At 70.3% G+C, this 17,202-nt stretch carries 15 protein-coding genes; 12 read left to right on the forward strand and 3 right to left on the reverse strand.

Translation table 11 applies throughout. From position 1 onward, the window contains the following. Positions 1-250 precede the first annotated feature (250 nt). From infA to truA, 8 genes are all read left to right on the forward strand, one after another. Positions 251-472, forward strand: coding sequence for a translation initiation factor IF-1 (infA, locus tag MED15_RS26725; protein WP_007073013.1), 222 nt, complete (start codon positions 251-253; stop codon positions 470-472). Between the two features lie 91 nt (positions 473-563). After that, the gene (gene rpmJ / locus MED15_RS26730; protein ID WP_088952025.1) at positions 564-677 is read left to right on the forward strand and encodes a 50S ribosomal protein L36; all 114 of its coding nucleotides are present in this window, start codon (positions 564-566) and stop codon (positions 675-677) included. Positions 678-943: 266 nt separating this feature from the next. After that, on the forward strand, positions 944-1,324 hold the full coding sequence (gene rpsM, locus MED15_RS26735) for a 30S ribosomal protein S13 (protein ID WP_030329917.1): 381 nt from the start codon (positions 944-946) through the stop codon (positions 1,322-1,324). 87 nt (positions 1,325-1,411) lie between these two features. After that, complete coding sequence (gene rpsK / locus MED15_RS26740; protein ID WP_030329919.1) at positions 1,412-1,819, forward strand: 30S ribosomal protein S11; 408 nt, start codon at positions 1,412-1,414, stop codon at positions 1,817-1,819. Between the two features lie 13 nt (positions 1,820-1,832). Beyond that, complete coding sequence (rpsD, locus tag MED15_RS26745; RefSeq protein WP_112584822.1) at positions 1,833-2,459, forward strand: 30S ribosomal protein S4; 627 nt, start codon at positions 1,833-1,835, stop codon at positions 2,457-2,459. Positions 2,460-2,557: 98 nt separating this feature from the next. Next, entirely contained in the window at positions 2,558-3,580 is a 1,023-nt protein-coding gene (locus MED15_RS26750) for a DNA-directed RNA polymerase subunit alpha (RefSeq protein WP_007465227.1), read from the forward strand. Between the two features lie 34 nt (positions 3,581-3,614). Continuing rightward, complete coding sequence (rplQ, locus tag MED15_RS26755; RefSeq protein WP_112699134.1) at positions 3,615-4,172, forward strand: 50S ribosomal protein L17; 558 nt, start codon at positions 3,615-3,617, stop codon at positions 4,170-4,172. Between the two features lie 67 nt (positions 4,173-4,239). Further along, a complete protein-coding gene (gene truA, locus MED15_RS26760) occupies positions 4,240-5,070 on the forward strand; it encodes a tRNA pseudouridine(38-40) synthase TruA (RefSeq protein ID WP_112622863.1) in 831 nt (276 codons plus the stop codon). 12 nt (positions 5,071-5,082) lie between these two features. Here truA and MED15_RS26765 read toward each other — a convergent pair whose 3' ends face one another. Then, complete coding sequence (locus MED15_RS26765; RefSeq protein ID WP_244220606.1) at positions 5,083-6,192, reverse strand: hypothetical protein; 1,110 nt, start codon at positions 6,190-6,192, stop codon at positions 5,083-5,085. Positions 6,193-6,294: 102 nt separating this feature from the next. Here MED15_RS26765 and MED15_RS26770 point away from each other — a divergent pair, with 102 nt between their 5' ends. From MED15_RS26770 to MED15_RS26785, 4 genes are read left to right on the forward strand one after another with little or no spacing between them, the layout of a single operon-like run. Then, positions 6,295-6,900 (forward strand): class I SAM-dependent methyltransferase, encoded by a 606-nt coding sequence (locus MED15_RS26770; protein ID WP_112584830.1) that lies wholly within the window; start codon positions 6,295-6,297, stop codon positions 6,898-6,900. Between the two features lie 41 nt (positions 6,901-6,941). After that, positions 6,942-8,621 (forward strand): ABC-F family ATP-binding cassette domain-containing protein, encoded by a 1,680-nt coding sequence (locus tag MED15_RS26775; protein WP_112726475.1) that lies wholly within the window; start codon positions 6,942-6,944, stop codon positions 8,619-8,621. Next, positions 8,618-9,418, forward strand: coding sequence for a nucleotidyltransferase domain-containing protein (locus MED15_RS26780; RefSeq protein WP_112737257.1), 801 nt, complete (start codon positions 8,618-8,620; stop codon positions 9,416-9,418). The genes MED15_RS26775 and MED15_RS26780 overlap by 4 nt, the downstream gene beginning before the upstream one ends. A gap of 37 nt (positions 9,419-9,455) precedes the next feature. Beyond that, positions 9,456-10,418, forward strand: coding sequence for an aldo/keto reductase (locus tag MED15_RS26785; protein WP_181541888.1), 963 nt, complete (start codon positions 9,456-9,458; stop codon positions 10,416-10,418). A 153-nt stretch (positions 10,419-10,571) separates the two neighbouring features. Here MED15_RS26785 and MED15_RS26790 read toward each other — a convergent pair whose 3' ends face one another. Together MED15_RS26790 and MED15_RS26795 are read right to left on the reverse strand one after the other, a co-directional pair. After that, entirely contained in the window at positions 10,572-11,117 is a 546-nt protein-coding gene (locus tag MED15_RS26790) for a hypothetical protein (RefSeq protein ID WP_112584911.1), read from the reverse strand. A gap of 71 nt (positions 11,118-11,188) precedes the next feature. Further along, positions 11,189-17,020, reverse strand: coding sequence for a ThuA domain-containing protein (locus MED15_RS26795; protein ID WP_112737259.1), 5,832 nt, complete (start codon positions 17,018-17,020; stop codon positions 11,189-11,191). Between the last annotated feature and the right edge of the window lie 182 nt (positions 17,021-17,202).

The following is a 17,202-nucleotide window of genomic DNA, read 5'->3' on the forward strand; positions in this document are numbered from 1 at the left end:
CTTCATGATCAACAGGGCCGGGGACGGGGCCGTTTGGATTGCCGCGCCGTGGGGTGGGTGGTCGGTTTGGCGGGGGACTGCAGGCCGGCGTACACTTTCAGATCGGCGCACAGCGTCCACTCCGGCATGCCCACCCTGCGCTTCGGTGGGAGCTGGAGCCGCGGCTGGCGCGGGCTTCTGATTCTGATCAGATTTCCGTGTAAGACGTTGTGGGCCGCCCGGAGCAATCGACGTCAGGACAGCGGAGGACATGCCGAAAAAAGACGGAGCCATTGAGATCGAGGGTCGGGTCATCGAGCCCCTGCCGAACGCCATGTTCCGGGTGGAGCTCGCGAACGGCCACAAGGTGTTGGCTCACATCAGCGGCAAGATGCGGCAGCACTACATCCGCATTCTTCCGGAGGACCGGGTCGTCGTCGAACTCTCGCCGTACGACCTGACCCGCGGGCGCATCGTCTACCGCTACAAGTAGTCCTGACGGCGGCCGGGAAGTCCCGTGTCCGTCTTCGACGTCCGGCGTCGCGCAGAGCGCGTAGCCGGGCCAGATGGGAAGTAAGGCAACCGTGAAGGTCAAGCCGAGCGTCAAGAGGATCTGCCAGAAGTGCCGGGTTATCCGCCGGCACGGCCGGGTCATGGTCATCTGCAGCGACCCGCGCCACAAGCAGCGCCAGGGCTGACTCAGCCCGTCCGGCCGGAGCACGGCCGGGTGGCGTTGGTCCAGGCAGATCCCCAGCGACACACACATCACACATGCTCGTCCCAGCCGCGAGCGGTACGCGAGACGTACCTCTGCGTGGCTGACCCCCGGTCGGAGGCCGGGGCCCGCTCGGGCAGCGACCGATCCCGGTCGCCGGCGCTCACCGCGTCGGAAAGACGGGACGGCCGGTAGCGGGGTGGGACGGGTCCACACCTCCGCCACACATCACGAGGAGTACGCCCGCACATGGCACGTCTAGTCGGCGTGGATCTCCCCCGCGAAAAGCGGTTGGAGATCGCGCTCACCTACATCTTCGGGGTCGGTCGCACCCGCGCCCTGGAGACACTCGCCGCCACCGGCATCTCGCCGGACAAGCGCGCTCGGGACCTCACGGACGAGGAGCTCGTGCAGCTCCGCGACCACATCGAGGGCAACTACAAGGTTGAAGGCGACCTGCGCCGCGAGGTCGCCGCTGACATCCGCCGCAAGGTTGAGATCGGCTGCTACGCCGGCATCCGGCACCGCCGGGGCCTGCCCGTGCGTGGCCAGCGGACCAAGACCAACGCCCGGACCCGCAAGGGCCCGAAGCGGACCGTCGCCGGCAAGAAGAAGCCCGGCAAGAAGTAGTTCTTAACCGGATGACGGGGTCGGCCGCCGCCGAGGTGGGTCAGGCCGCAACCCAATCCGGAAAGTCAACTAGGAGCGCACAGACTTATGCCACCGAAGGCTCGTGCCGGAGCCGCTGTAAAGAAGGTCCGGCGCAAGGAACGCAAGAACGTCGCCCACGGGCAGGCGCACATCAAGAGCACGTTCAACAACACCATCGTGTCCATCACGGACCCGACCGGTGCGGTCATCTCCTGGGCCTCCGCTGGCCAGGTCGGCTTCAAGGGCTCCCGCAAGTCGACTCCGTTCGCTGCGCAGCTGGCCGCCGAGGCTGCCGCGCGTCGCGCCATGGAGCACGGCATGCGCAAGGTCGACGTGTTCGTCAAGGGCCCCGGCTCCGGCCGGGAAACCGCCATTCGTTCGCTGCAGGCCGTGGGCCTTGAGGTCGGGCAGATCGCCGACGTCACCCCGCAGCCGCACAACGGATGCCGTCCGCCGAAGCGTCGCCGGGTCTGAGAGGTAGAGAGAGATGGCTCGTTACACCGGTGCAGACTGCCGCCGTTGCCGGCGGGAGAAGATGAAGCTGTTCCTCAAGGGCAGCAAGTGCGATGGTCCGAAGTGCCCGTTCGAGTCCCGGCCGTTCCCGCCCGGGCAGCACGGCCGCGGCCGCACCAAGGAGACGGAGTACCTGCTCCAGCTCCGTGAGAAGCAGAAGGCCCGCCGGGTTTACGGCGTGCTGGAGAAGCAGTTCCGCGGTTACTACGAGGAAGCCGTTGGCAAGCAGGCCAAGACCGGTGAGGTCCTCCTGCAGATCCTCGAGTCGCGGCTGGACAACGTCGTTTACCGGGCCGGCTACGCCCACTCGCGGGACATGGCCCGCCAGCTGGTCAAGCACGGTCACTTCACGGTGAACGGCAAGAAGGTCGACATCCCGTCGTACCGCGTCAAGGAGCACGACATCATCGAGGTTCGGGGCAAGAGCAAGGAGCTCACCCCGTTCATCGTCGCGCAGGCTCAGGCCGGCTCGCGGGCGGTTCCGGCGTGGCTTGAGGCCATCCCGAGCCAGATGAAGGTGCTCGTGCACTCCCTCCCGGCCCGGCAGGTCATCGACACGCAGGTCCAGGAGCAGTTGATCGTCGAGCTCTACTCCAAGTAGTCCGAGCTCGTTCGGTGGCCCGCCCCTCGGGGCGGGCCACCGGAACAGTTTGTGTCGTGGGCGTCAAATAGCGGGCGCCCCGGAAGAGAAGAGAAAAGATGCTCATCAGCCAGCGACCCTCCCTCTCCGAGGAGTCGATCAACGAGACCCGTTCCCGGTTCGCCATCGAGCCGCTGGAGCCGGGCTTCGGCTACACCCTGGGTAACTCGCTGCGGCGTACGCTGCTGTCGTCGATCCCGGGCGCGGCCGTCACCTCGATCAAGATCGACGGTGTGCTGCACGAGTTCACCACGATCCCCGGTGTCAAGGAGGACGTGGTCGAGCTCGTCATGAACATCAAGGAGCTGTGCGTCAGCTCCGAGCACGACGAGCCGGTCAGCATGTACCTGCGTAAGCAGGGCCCGGGCGACGTGACCGCGGGCGACATCCAGCCCCCGGCCGGCGTCTCGGTGCACAACCCGGATCTCAAGCTCGCCACCCTGAACGGCAAGGGCCGGCTCGACATGGAGCTGACCGTCGAGCGGGGCCGGGGCTACGTGACGGCGGCGCAGAACAAGCAGTCCGGCGCCGAGATCGGCCGGATCCCGGTCGACTCGATCTACTCGCCGGTGCTGAAGGTGACGTACCGCGTCGAGGCGACCCGTGTCGAGCAGCGCACCGACTTCGACCGGTTGATCATCGACGTCGAGACCAAGCCGTCGATGGGTCCGCGTACCGCGCTGGCCTCCGCCGGTTCGACGCTGGTGGAGCTGTTCGGGCTCGCCCGGGAGCTGGACGAGACCGCCGAGGGCATCGACATCGGGCCGTCCCCGCAGGACGCCCAGCTGGCGGCGGACCTCGCTCTGCCGATCGAGGAGCTGGACCTCACCGTCCGCTCCTACAACTGCCTCAAGCGCGAGGGCATCAACTCCGTTGGTGAGCTCATCGGGCGTACCGAGGCCGACCTCCTCGACATTCGCAACTTCGGTCAGAAGTCGATCGACGAGGTCAAGATGAAGCTCGCCGGGATGGGTCTCGGGCTGAAGGACTCGGCTCCGAACTTCGACCCGGCGCACGTCGTGGACACCTTCGGCGAGGCCGACTACGACACCGACGACTACCGCGAGACCGAGCAGCTCTAGTCCGCGCTGCCGCCACAACTGAGGAGCACCAAAAATGCCCACGCCCACCAAGGGCCCCCGCCTCGGCGGCAGCCCCTCGCACGAGCGGCTGATGCTGGCCAACCTGGCGACCGCGCTGTTCCAGCACGGGAAGATCCAGACCACCGAGACGAAGGCCCGGCGGCTGCGCCCGCTGGCCGAGCAGCTCATCACCAAGGCCAAGCGCGGTGACCTCGCATCGCGGCGTCGGGTGCTGGGTGTCGTCAAGGACAAGGACGTGGTCTACGCCCTGTTCGACCAGATCGCGCCCCGGTACTCCAACCGCCCCGGCGGTTACACCCGGATCGTGAAGACCGGTCCGCGCAAGGGTGACAACGCGCCGATGGCCATCATCGAGCTGGTGGAGGAGCTTCAGGTCGCCGAGCCGAAGGCGAACAAGAAGACCGCCGCCCGCAAGGCCGCGCAGCAGGACAAGGTCGAGGCGCTCGCCCCGGCCGAGGATGCCCCGAAGTCGGCTCCGGCCGACCAGGACTCCGAGGCGCCGGTGTCGGCGTCCGGTGACACCGACGCCGCCCGCGAGGACAGCGACGAGGCCACCGAGAACAAGGCCTGATCAAGGGCATTGTCGGGCCCGGCACCCCATCGGGGTGTCGGGCCCGACCCGTAACAGGAGGTACAAGGTGGACGAGCGGATCCGGCTGCGGCTGGACGTCTCGTACGACGGCACCGACTTCTCCGGCTGGGCCGCCCAGCCGACCAGGCGCACCGTCGCGGGGGTGCTCGTCGAGACCCTTGACCTGGTCCTGGGCGCCGGTACGGCCACCGGGTTGACGGTGGCCGGGCGGACCGACGCGGGAGTGCACGCCACGGGGCAGGTGTGCCACGTGGACCTGCCCGTGGACGTGTGGCGGCAGCACGAGGGACGGCTGCTGCGTCGCCTGGCCCGGCTGCTCCCCACCGACGTGCGGGTACGGGCGATGACCGAGGTACCGGCAGACTTCGACGCCCGGTTCTCGGCCACCTTTCGGCGCTACGAGTACCGGGTCACCGATGCGCCCTTCGGTGCCGAGCCGTTGCGCCGCCACGAGGTCCTGGCCTGGCCGAAGCCGTTGGACCTGGCCGCGCTGAACGCCGCCGCGACCGGCCTGGTGGGGGAGCACGACTTCGCCGCGTACTGCCGGCGCAAGGAGCACGCCACCACGCTGCGCGAGGTGACACGGCTGGACTGGCGTCGCGACCCGGACGGCATCCTGGTCGCCACGGTGCAGGCCGACGCGTTCTGCCAGGCGATGGTGCGCAGCCTGGTGGGAGCCATGCTGGTGGCCGGGGACGGCCGCCGCCCGGTCGAGTGGCCGGGCACTCTGCTCACCCAGCGGGAGCGGTCCAGCGAGGTGACAGTGGCCCCCGCACGCGGGCTGACCCTGGTCGCCGTCGGCTACCCGGCAGATCCGGCCGAGTACGCCCACCGCGCCACCCTCACCCGCCGGTTGCGGGTCCCGGTCGAGGGTTGACCGTCCGCAGGGTCAGTCGCCCGGCAGATCGCCCTGGTTGGCGTTGCTGCCGGTAGGTGCCGCCGTCGGTTGCGCGGCGGTGCCACCGTCGGCCCGGCTCTGCAGCACGCCCCGGCTGAGGTGCAGCTCGATCATGTCGAACAGGATCTCGCGGACCTTGGCGTCACCCGCCTTGACCGCCGCCCCGTCCTTGCGGACCACCAGCGCGTACGCCAGGTAGTGGCCACGGACCTGCCAGCCGACGCGTGCCGGAGCGCTGGCCAGGACATCGGTGCCGTCGGCGTCGTCGGCGGTGAGGCCACGGAAACGGCCCTGCCGATCGTCGAGCAGTTGCCGGAGCCGGTCTCGGGCTCGTTCCGCGCTGACCTTGTCGGTGAGGTTGAACAGGCCGGCGGTGACCAGGTGGCTGTCGTCGGGCGTACTCAGCGTGGCCCGGACGACCTGGTTGCAGCCGAGCCGGACCAGCAGGTCGGCCACCTCGTCGGTGGAGGCGACGGCGCAACTGCCGCTGGACTGGGTCTTGAGCACCTGGTAGCTCGGCTGGCCGTCGGTGAGCTTCAGCTCCTTGCCGGGGAAGAGCTCCTTGGCGGTGAGCGGGGCCTGGTCGGTGTCCCGGGAGTCGAGGGCCAGCCGTTCCGCCGGTGCCGACGTCGGGGCGGCGTTCGGCTGGTACGTCGGGTTGCTCTGCGGCTGCTCGCCGCGGTCAATGAGCAGCGCGGCGGCGCCGAGGCCGCAGAGGGCGAGCAGCACCAGGACGGCTGCACCGCCGATCAGTACCTGCCAGAGTCGGCCGCCGCCGCGCCGGGTGGGCGGCTCCGCCGACGTCGCCGAGGTGTAGATCTGGCTGCGCGGCGGGGCGGGCGGGATGTCGCCACGTGTCGGCAGCGGCTGCGACGCATCGGCGCGGGCGGCCGGACCGGGTTGCGGCACATTGGCACGAGCCGGCGCCGGCTGCGACGAGGGCAGCGAGAGCTGGTTCGGCCGGGGCAGCGACGGCGTGGGGAAGCGCGACGGAGAGGGTCCGGCCGCCGGGGGCGGACCGGCGGCGAGCACCGACAGGTCGGACCCGGGCTCCGGGTACTCCTCGAAAGCGTCCTCATCGGACTGGTACCGATACACCATGTCGCCCAGAGTAGGAGCCATTGTCCCTTTAGGGGGTAATATCGGGGAAATGTGCGTGTGGGCCGTGTCAGGTCCGCCCCGGACCGGTGCGAGAATTGCGGGGTGACCGGCGACCACTACTTCACCGCTCAGCCCACCAGCGACGCCCCGGCGCGCGAGGTCGAGTTCTCCGTCGCCGACCGCGACTACCGGCTCTCCTCGGCGGGCGGGGTGTTCTCCGCCAGCCGGCTCGACCCGGGCACCGCGGTGCTGCTGCGCAAGGCCGAGCTGCCCGCCGCCGACACCGCCGGCGACCTGCTCGACCTCGGCTGCGGGTTCGGGCCGATCAGCTGCGTGCTGGCCGACCTCGCGCCCACCACCACCATCTGGGCCGTCGACGTCAACGCCCGGGCCCGCGAGCTGACCGCCGCCAATGCGGCCCGGGTCGGCGCCGCCGACCGGGTCCGGGTCAGCGCGCCGGACGACGTTCCGGACGACGTCCGCTTCGCCCAGATCTGGTCGAACCCGCCCATCCGGATCGGCAAGGACGGGCTGCACGACCTGTTGCTGCGCTGGCTGCCCCGACTCGCCCCGGACGGCGTCGGCTGGTTGGTCGTCGCCCGGCACCTCGGCGGCGACTCGCTGCAACGCTGGCTCACCGAGCAGAGCTGGCAGGTCGAGCGGTACGCCAGCCAAAAGGGCTTCCGGGTGCTGCGCGTCACCCGGTAATTGGATGTACCCCCCGACCCTCACTGGGGCAGGATCCCGGCGTGGGATACGTGGACGTGGCAGCGGTCGGGCACATCCTGCCCGACGGTCGGGAACTCTTCGCCGACGTGTCGTTCCGGGTCGGGGAGGGCAGCAAGGTTGCCCTGGTCGGGCCGAACGGCGCGGGAAAGACGACGCTGCTGAGGATGGTCGCCGGCGACCTGCCGGTGCGCAGCGGCGTCGTCGCGCGCGCCGGCGGGCTGGGTGTGATGCGTCAGTTCATCGGCATGATCGGTGACGAGTCGACCCTCGCCGACCTGGCGTTGTCGCTGGCCCCGCCGGCGCTTCGCGATGCCGGCCGGCGGCTCGGCGAGACCGAGGCGGCCATGCGGGCTGCCGAGGCCCTCGGCAAGTTCAGCAACGCCGCGGGCAAGGCCCAGCTGGCGTACGCCGATGCGCTCGGCGCCTGGGGCGAGGCCGGCGGGTACGACGCCGAGGTGCTCTTCGACACCGTCGCGACCATCGTGCTCGGCCAGCCGTGGGACGCCGTACGGGACCGTCCGGTGCGTACCCTCTCCGGCGGCCAGCAGAAGCGCTTCGCCCTTGAGTTGCTGCTGCGCGGCCCGGACGAGGTGCTGCTGCTCGACGAACCGGACAACTTCCTCGACGTGCCCGGCAAACGCTGGCTGGAGGCGCGACTGCGCGAGTCGACGAAGTCGGTGCTCTACGTCTCGCACGACCGCGAGCTGCTGGCCCAGAGCGCCGACCGGGTGGTCGCCGTCGAGGGTGGCAGCGCCTGGGTGCACCCGGGCGGCTTCGCCAGCTGGCACGAGGCCCGGGTGGCTCGGCACGCCCGCCTCGACGAGCTGCGCCGGCGCTGGGACGAGGAGCACCAGAAGCTGCGCGAGCTGATGCTGATGTACAAGCAGAAGGCCGCGTACAACGACGGGTTGGCCTCGCGTTACCAGGCCGCGCAGACCCGGTTGCGCAAGTTCGAGGAGGCCGGGCCGCCGCCCGTACCGCCGAAGGACCAGGACATCCGGATGCGGCTCAGCGGCGGGCGGACCGGCAAGCGCGCGGTCGTCTGCGAGCAGCTGGAGCTCGACGGCCTGACATTCCCCTTCGACCTGGAGATCTGGTACGGCGACCGGGTGGCGGTGCTCGGTGCCAACGGCACCGGCAAGTCGCACTTCCTGCGACTGTTGGCCCGCGGCGGCACCGACCCGGACCCGGCGAACGGGCCGGTCGACGGCGCGGGCGCGCTCGCTCCGGTGGCGCACGAGGGCACGGCTCGCCTCGGTGCCCGAGTCCGCCCCGGGCACTTCTCCCAGACCCACGACCGGCCGGAGCTGATGTCGAAGACGCTCGTCGAGATCCTCTGGCGGGGTGACGAGCACCGCACCGGGATGGACCGGCACGCGGCGATGGGTGTGCTCAGTCGCTACGAGCTGGCCGCGCAGGGCGACCAGCGCTTCGGCACGCTCTCCGGCGGGCAGCAGGCCCGGTTCCTGGTGCTGCTGCTGGAGCTCTCCGGGGCGACCCTGCTGCTGCTCGACGAGCCCACCGACAACCTTGACCTGGCCAGCGCGGAAGCGCTCGAAGCGGGCCTGACCGCCTTCGAGGGGACGGTGATCGCGGTTACCCACGATCGTTGGTTCACCCGCTCGTTCGACCGGTTCGTGCTGTTCCGAGGCGACAGCGAGGTGGTGGAGACCCCGGAACCGGTCTGGGACGTCGGGTGATCCCCGCCGACCTGCCCGACCGGCTGTGCGGCGTCGACGGGGTGGTCGCCGTGGCGCTCGGCGGTAGTCGGGCACGCGGCGAGCAGCGCCCGGACTCCGACTGGGACCTGGGTCTCTACTACCGGGGTGAGCTGGACGTGCCGGCGCTGCGTGCGGTCGCCGCGACGGTCGCCGACGACACCGACGTCGCGCTCACCGCCCCCGGTGGTTGGGGTCCCTGGGTCGACGGGGGTGGTTGGCTGCGGATCGGCGGGGTCGCCGTGGACTGGATCTACCGGGACCTCGACCGCGTGCACCGCGTCTGGGCGGACTGTCGGGCCGGCCGGTACGAGGTCGGGGTGCAGGCCGGGCACCCACTCGGGTTCTACTCGTCCGCCCACGTCGGCGAGGTGGCGTTGTGTCAGGTGTTGGCGGACCCGACCGGCCAGCTGACCCGGCTGAAGGAGCAGACCCGGGACTATCCGCCCGCGCTGGGCGACGCGCTGGTCGCTGGCGGCTGGGAGGCCGGTTTTCTGCTCACCGGCGCGGCCAAGGCCGCCGTCGGCGGAGACAGCGGGTACGTCGCCGGCTGCCTGTTCCGGACGGTCGGGGTGCTCGCCCAGGTTCTGCACGCCCGGACGGGCCGGTGGCTGGTCAACGAGAAGGGGATGATCGCCGCCGCGGGGCGACTGCCCGGTGCTCCGCCGAACTTCACCCAGCGGGCGCAGGCGTTGCTCGGAGCCGTCGGACGTAGCCCCGCCGAGCTGGTCGCGACCATCGACGCCGCCCGCGAGCTGGTCACCGAGGTGGTCGGCTGAGCCGCCGCCGAGGTGGTCCGCGCCGGGCGGGCATAGGGTGGATCTCGTGACTGAGATGACCTATCGCCGGCTGGGCGACTCCGGGCTCGTGGTGTCCGTGGTCGGCATCGGCTGCAACAACTTCGGCCGCAAACTCGACCTCGACGGCACCCGGGCGGTGGTGGACGCCGCGCTGGACGCCGGGATCACCCTCTTCGACACCGCCGACATCTACGGCGAGCCGCAGGGCGGTTCCGAGGAGCTGCTCGGGCAGGCGCTCAAGGGACGTCGGGACGACGTGGTGGTGGCCACCAAGTTCGGCATGGACATGAACGGCCTCAACGGGCCGGACTACGGCGCGCGTGGTGCGCGGCGCTACATCGCCCGCGCTGTGGAGGCGTCGCTGCGCCGGCTCGGCACCGACCACATCGACCTGTACCAGATGCACGAGCCCGACCCGGGCACCCCGATCGACGAGACCCTCGCCGCCCTGGACGACCTGGTCCGGGACGGAAAGGTCCGCTACCTGGGCAACTCGAACTTCGCCGGCTGGCAGATCGCCGACGCTGACTGGGTCGCCTCGTCCAACGGTCGGTCCCGCTTCATCAGCGCCCAGAACCACTACAGCCTGCTGGAGCGCTCGGTGGAGGCCGAGGTGATCCCGGCGTGCGAGCGGTTCGGCCTCGGCATGCTGCCGTTCTTCCCGCTGGCCAACGGTCTGCTCACCGGCAAGTACAAGCGCGAGGCTCAGCCGCCCGCCGGCAGCCGGCTCTCCGGCGGTGGCCGGTACGCGGAGCGGCTCGCCGCTGCCGACTGGGACACCATCGAGGCGATCGAGGCGTACGCGGCCGAGCGGGGTCTGACGATGCTCCAGGTGGCCATCGGCGGTCTGGCCGCCCAGCCGGCGGTGACCTCGGTGATCGCCGGTGCCACCACGCCCGAGCAGGTGCGTGCCAACGCCGCCGCCGGCACCTGGGAGCCCAGCGACGACGATCTGGTGGCGCTGCGCGCCGTCCTCTGAGGGGCCTGATCCACTCGCGTTCCTTGAAGTCGGGGTGACCTGCGGTCCGGGAAGCCCCGACTTCCAGGATGCCGAGTCGATCACAGTCGATCAGACGACGCCGGGCCGGGCCGCTCGTCGCGGCCCGGCCCGGTCTCGTTGAATGCTGTGTGGTCAGTCGGTGCGGCGGCGGCCGAAGAGCATGGCCACCCCCATCGCCGCGGCGACGAGCACGAGACCGGCCGCGGCGAACGGCCACCAACCGGTGCCCGCCCCGCCGTCCGCTGGCTTGGTCACCGCGACCGGCGCGGGCGCCGGCGGTGACTGTGCCGCCTTCGCCTGCACCGTGGCGGTGGCCTTGCTCTGAAGCGGAGCGGGGGAGTTCACCGACACCTTCCACGTCCCGGTGGAGAGCACCGGGCCGCTGCTGTAGAAACCCTGCCCCTCGGGCTGCGGTTCGAGCTGCACCGGCCCGACCCGCTGCCCGTCCGGGCCGGTGGCGGTGAGGACCAACCGCACCACCTGCTCCAGCCGGCGGCCATCGGCGTAGGTGGCCTGGATGGTGACGCCCTGAGCCCCGTCGCCGGCCACAGTGAGCTTGAGCTTGTCGGCCTGCGCCGCTGGGGCGGCCTGAGCGGCCTGCGCCGCCGGGGCGGCGGCGGACAGGGTCAGGGCCAGTCCGACGAACACGGCGGCCAGCACCTTGCGGATACCCGTCACGGACATCTCCTCCCTACCGATGAGGGAGGCCCCTCCCCGACGCCGCAGCGCCGGAGAGGGGCCTCGTCGGATCAGAGCTGGCGACCGGGTGCCAGCCGGGTGGCATCGCCACCGAGCCGCCCGGTGCCCTTGACCGAGTCGCCGCCGTTCGCCTTGACCCCGGCCTTGCTGGCCGCGCCGCCGAGCCGAACGATCATGGCGTCGGCGTCCCGGATCAGGACGTCCCGAACCTCCGCCTCGGGCACCAGCGTGGCGTCGCTGGCGAGCGTCCGGAACGCGGTCAGCTGCCGGACGGCAGCCTTGTCGTCGCCGGCCGCCTCGGACGCGCGAACAGCGTCGAGCTTGTTCGACAGCTGCTTGTGCGCCTTGGTCGAGAGCCGCCCCGTCGCCTTGAACCGGTCCAGCAGACTCTGCATGTCCCGGAACGAGGTGGTGACGAAGAACCGGACCGTCGAGGTGGTCTTGTTGCCCGCCTTGTCGGTCGCGGTAACGGTCAGCTCGTGCAGGCCGAGCGACAGGTCGTACATGGCCTGCAGAGTGCCACTGGTGTACGCCTGGCCGTCGAGCTGACCGACCACGCTCGCGATGCCCGAGGTCGGGTCAACGGCCTGCCAGGCCACCCGGACGTCCTGGCTGTCGCCGTAGAGCTGGCCGTCGGCCAGCCCGGACACCAGCAGCGTCGGCTTGGTGCCGTCGATGCGCAGCACCGCCGACTTCAGCGTCTCGACGTTGCCCGCCTTGTCCGCCGAGCGGAACAGCAGCTCGTGCTGCCCGTCACCGGTCACCTCGATCGGCGTCGAGTACGGCGCCCACGCACCACCGTCCAGCGACCACTCCACCGTCTTGACGCCGGAACCGGCATCGGTAGCGGCCAGCACGACCGGGATGGTCCCGTTGTGCCAACCGGCGTCGTTCGCCGGAGCGAACGTCGCCGAGGTCACCGGCGCGGTGGTGTCGATCTTGACCGAGACGGTCTTGGTCGCCTCCACGTTGCCGGCCTTGTCCGTCGAGCGGAACCGGAGCTCGTGCTCGCCGTCCCCGCTGACCGCCACCGGAGCGGTGTACGCCGTCCAGGTGGTGGCACCGTCCAGCTGGTACTCCGTACCGGCGAGCCCGCTACCGCCGGCCTCGTCGGCACCGGTGAGCGTGATCGTCACCGGCCCGGTGTGCCACCCGTCGGTCGGGGTGCCGGAAACCGCCGCGGTGGTCACCGGCGCCGTCTCGTCGGCCACCTTCGTGCTGAGCCGGAAGTAGTCGAACGAGGCGGTCTTCGACGCCGTCTGGTTGGCGCCGAGGGTGAACAGCCCGACCTTCGGGGTTGCCCCGACCGCGCTGTTGGTCAGCGCCGTCAACGCGGTCCAGGTCGTCCCGTCGGCCGAGTACGACGCGGTGAACGTGTCGCCCGTGCGGGCCAGCCGCAGGTGCCACACCGCCGAGGTCAGGTTGCCCGCCTCGGGCTGCGGGTTCTGGACCACCCCGGCGATCTCGCTGCGGAACTCGATCCGCCGCGTCACCGCCTGGCCGGCCTGGTTGTCCGCGATGAAGTCGAGCTTCAGGTAGTTGTCGTCGTCCGCCTGCACGAGCAGACCGGCCTGCTGGTACTGCTCGTTCAGCAGGCTGCCGTCGACCTTCGTCTCCAGGGTCCAGTCGCCGGACGGCGCGGTCTGGAGGATGAAGTTCTTCGGCCCGGTGTTGTCGGTGCCGTAGATGTCACCGTTGGGCACGTCGATCCGCAGCGCGCCATCGGTGACCCGGTAACCGCTCGGGTCCTCCCGCGTCACGGCGTCCCACCGGCACTTGTCCAACGTGCTGCCGGTGAACTCGTCCGACGGGTCGACCGGGCCGGCCGGAGCGTCCGGCGTGACCTGGAACGAGTCGAACGCGGCGTCGACAACCGGCGCCTCGGTGCCTCCGTTGAGCGCGAAGACCCCGATCCGCGGGTTGGTGATGCCGGCGAGCGCGGCCGAACGGCCGACCGGGGTGAAGGTCTGCCCGTCGCCCGAGGCGGACGCGGTCAGGTTCGTCCCGTCGCTGGTGATCCGCAGGTACACGGTGTCACCCGCCGGTGCGGCGGCGCTGTCGGCGGCCTCGTTGCGAGGAGTGGCCGCCGTCTCCCGGATGAACTCCACCCGCCGGCTGCCGTTGTACAGCAGGTCCAGCTTGGCGTAGTTGTCGTCGTCGCCGTACACCAGGACGCCGGCCTGCTGGTAGTTGGCCGTCACCGGCAGGGTGACCTTGGTGGTCATCTCCCACGCGCCGGTCGGGGCCGCCTGGAGCACCAGGTTGGTGGCGTCGTTGCGAGCGCCGTAGAGGTCACCCACGCCAGTGGGCAGCCGCAGCGCGCCGCCGCTGAGCGAGTAGAGCTGGTTCTCCCGAACGATGCTGGTCCAGCGCTCCTTGTCGAGGCTGTTGCCGTTGAAGTCGTCCGAACGCGCCCCGAAGCAGGACGTGTCCGGCGCGTCGACCCGCACCGGCACCGTGGCGTACGACTTGGCGCCCTTGCTGTCGGTCACCGTGAGGGTGGCCGTGAAGGTGCCCGGGCTGGTGTAGGTGTGGCTGGCGTCCAGTGTGGTCGCCGAGCCCCCGTCACCGAAGTCCCAGGCGTACGTCAACGGGGTGTCGCCCTCGGCGTCGGTGGCCGTGCCGTCGAAGGCGACGGTGACCGGTGCGGTGCCGGTGGCCGGGGTGGCAGTGGCGCTGACCACCGGCGGCCCGTTCTCGGTGACACCGCGGCCGACGAAGTCCATCCAGTTGACGTTGAACAGCGAACCCGTTCCGCCGTTCGGATCGCGGGCCACGAAGTACAGCGAGCCGCTCGCGGCGCCGGTGACCGGTGCGCTCACGTCCGTGTACGTCTGCCACGCGCCGGTCGACGGTACGACGGCCGTGGCGACCACCGGTCCGTCAACCGCACCCGCGCGAACCTCGATCCGACCGCCGGCGGCGGCGGAGGCTGCCCGGAAGCGGATCTCGGTGATGTTGGTCAGGTCCGCCGGAGCGACCGACCACCAGTCACCGTCCTCGATGAACGCGATGCTCTGGCCGCCACCGGCGGTGTCGGCGCCGGCCTCCCGCTGCACGCCAGGGTCGCCACCGCCGGTGCTCACCGGGGCACGCCCGGTGGCGGTGAAGTACTCGGCCTGCTTCTGCTTCGGCTGGAGAACCTCGATCTGCCGACCGGTCAGGGCACCGGCACCGCCGGCACCACCCTCGTCGGTGTAGGTCGCCTCGAAGACCGCGAAGACGTTCGCCTCGGCGCCGTGCCCGGAGGCGAGCGACGTCTGGACGGTGCCGGTGCAGCCGGTGTGCTGCTCCAACGGGTGGGCGTGCTCGTCGTGACCGAGCAGCACCTGAAGCCCCACCCGGTCACAGTCGATCTGCCCGTCCTCGGGGTCGGTCACCTTGATCGAGTAGCGGACCTGGTCACCCCAGTTGAAGAAACCGCCGTCCGGTGGGAACTCGATGGAGACCGTCGGCGCGGTGTTGCCCACGGTGACCGGCACGTTGGCCACCGCGGTCCGGCCCTTGGGGTTGGTGACGGTGAGCTGGGCGGTGTAGTTGCCCGCCGTGGCGTACGTGTGGGTCGGGTTGGCCTCGGTCGAGGTCTGCCCGTCGCCGAACGTCCAGGCGTAGGTGAGCGTGCCACCGTCCGGGTCCCGGGAGCCGGCGCTGGAGAAGGTCACCGTCAACGGCGCCGGACCCGAGGTCGGGTTGGCGGACGCCGCGGCGATCGGGGCGCGGTCACCGGCGGTGTAGTCGATCCGGTAGACGCCCGAGTTGTCGTTGTTGCCGCCGAAGCCGCTGCCCCACTCGATCAGGTACAGCGCCCCGTCCGGGCCGAACTCGAAGTCCATCGGCCGGACCATGCTCATGCCGGTCAGCAGCTGGTTGATGTCCACCAACGACTTGCCGTCGGGGGTCAGCTGCATGGTGTACATCTTGTTCTGGTTCCACTCGCCGAGCAGAGCCTTGCCGTCGTAGTACGCCGGCCACTTGCGGTTCGAGTTCAGGTCGGCGTCGTAGCGGTAGACCGGGCCGCCCATCGGGGCGCCGCCGCCGCCGATCTCCGGGTAACGCGCGTCACCGGCGTACCCGTAGTCGACGGTCGCCGGGACCACCGGCGGGAGGTTGGTCAGGCCCGTGTTGTTGGGCGAGTTGTTCACCGGCGCCGCGCAGTCGAACTTCGGACCGCTCGGGCCGGACGGGAACGTGTAGTCGTTGTACGCCTCATTCGTGCCCGTGCAGTACGGCCAGCCGTAGTTGCCCGGGGTGACGACGTTCCACTCGACCAGACCGCGGGGGCCCCGGTTCGGGTTGTCCGCGTTGGCGTCCGGTCCGTAGTCCGCGACGTACAGCGTGTTGGTCTTCGGGTCGGTGCCGATCCGGAACGGGTTGCGGAAGCCCATCGCGTAGATCTCGGGGCGGGTCTTCTCGGTGCCCGCCGCGAAGAGGTTGCCCGCCGGAACGGTGTACGTCCCGTCGTCCTCCGGGTGGATCCGGATCACCTTGCCGCGCAGGTCGTTGGTGTTGGCGGAGGTGCGCTGCGCGTCGTAGTCCTGGCGGCCCGACCGCTCGTCGAGCGGCGAGTACGAGTTCGACTCGAACGGGTTGGTGTTGTCACCGGTGGCCAGGTAGAGGTTGCCGTCGCCGTCGAAGGCCATGCTGCCGCCGGCGTGGCAGCAGGTGTTGCGCTGGGTGTCGACCCGTAGCACCTGCTTCTCGCTGGCCAGGTCGATGGTGTCGCCGGTCACCGTGAACCGGGACAGCAGGTTGCGGGTGACCCCGTCGTTCGGGGCGTAGTACAGGTACACCCACTTGTTGGTGGCGAAGTCCGGGTCGAGCCGGATGCCGATGAGGCCGTCCTCGTTACCGGTGAAGACGTCCAGGTCGACGGCGGTGACGGTGTTGCCGGTGTCCGGCTTCACGATCTGCACGCGACCGTCGCGCTCGATGTAGAAGACCCGCCCGTCGGGGGCGACGTCCAGCTCCATCGGGTTGCTGGTGTTGCTGTCCAGCGTGACCTTCTCGAAGTTCGAGGTCTTCGAGGCGCCGCAGTCGGCGTTCTCGACGCCGGCTGCGGTGCGGATGCCGCCGAGCAGGTGGGAGAGGAACTCGGGCTCGGCGTACGACTCCCGGGTGTGCCCGCCACCGGTGTACCAGGAGCGGCCACCGTCGTAGTCCTGACACCAGGCGATCGGGTGGTCCGCACCCATCGCGCCGGCGCCGGCGGTGTAGCTCTTCTCGTCCAGGCTGGCCAGCACGTGCACGTCCGGCCGGGGGTTGGTCTGGTAGTTGTACCACTCGTCGAACCGGGACCACCGGTCCGGCAACCCGGCCGTGGACGGGTGGGCGTGGTCCTCCACCTTGACCGTGGCCTGCTGGTTCTGCGGGTGGTTGGCGAAGTACGCGCCGACCAGGTCGCCGTACCAGGCCCAGCTGTACTCGGTGTCCGACGCGGCGTGGATGCCGACGTAGCCGCCACCGGCCTTCACGTACCGCTCGAACGCGGCCTGCTGGTCGGCGTTGAGCACGTCACCGGTGGTGGAGAGCCAGATCACCGCCTTGTACTTCGCCAGGTTGGCGTCGTTGAATGCGGCGCCGTCCTCGGAGTTGTCCACAGTGAATCCGTTGTCGACGCCGAGTTGCTGGATGGCGGCGATGCCGGTGGGGATGGAGTCGTGCCGGAAGCCGGCGGTCTTGGAGAAGACGAGGACGGAGAAGGGATCGGCCGCGGCCTTTGGCGCCTTCGGCGCCACCTGGCTGACCGGGGCTGCGGCTTTCGCATCCCGTGGGGGAACCTGGGCGGCCGCCTGCGCGGGCGCGCCGAACAGGGTGGTCGAGGCCATGGCCAGGGAGATCAGGGTTGCGGTGATGGGTAAGCGGGCACGACGAGAACGGGACACGCCGCCTCCTGTGTCGTAGTGACAGAGCTCGCGGGAGTCGGCTCGCCGAAGGCCCTCCCTGATGGAGCCGGTGGTCGCACCCTGCCAGGGTGCCCCCACCGACATTTTGTCGAATCGCTGAACAAATTAATTCGGCTCGCTCGATGTCGGGCAAGATGCGGACGGGTAACGGTTCTGCAACG

The organism is Micromonospora noduli (genome assembly GCF_003264475.1).
Lineage (GTDB): Bacteria > Actinomycetota > Actinomycetes > Mycobacteriales > Micromonosporaceae > Micromonospora > Micromonospora noduli.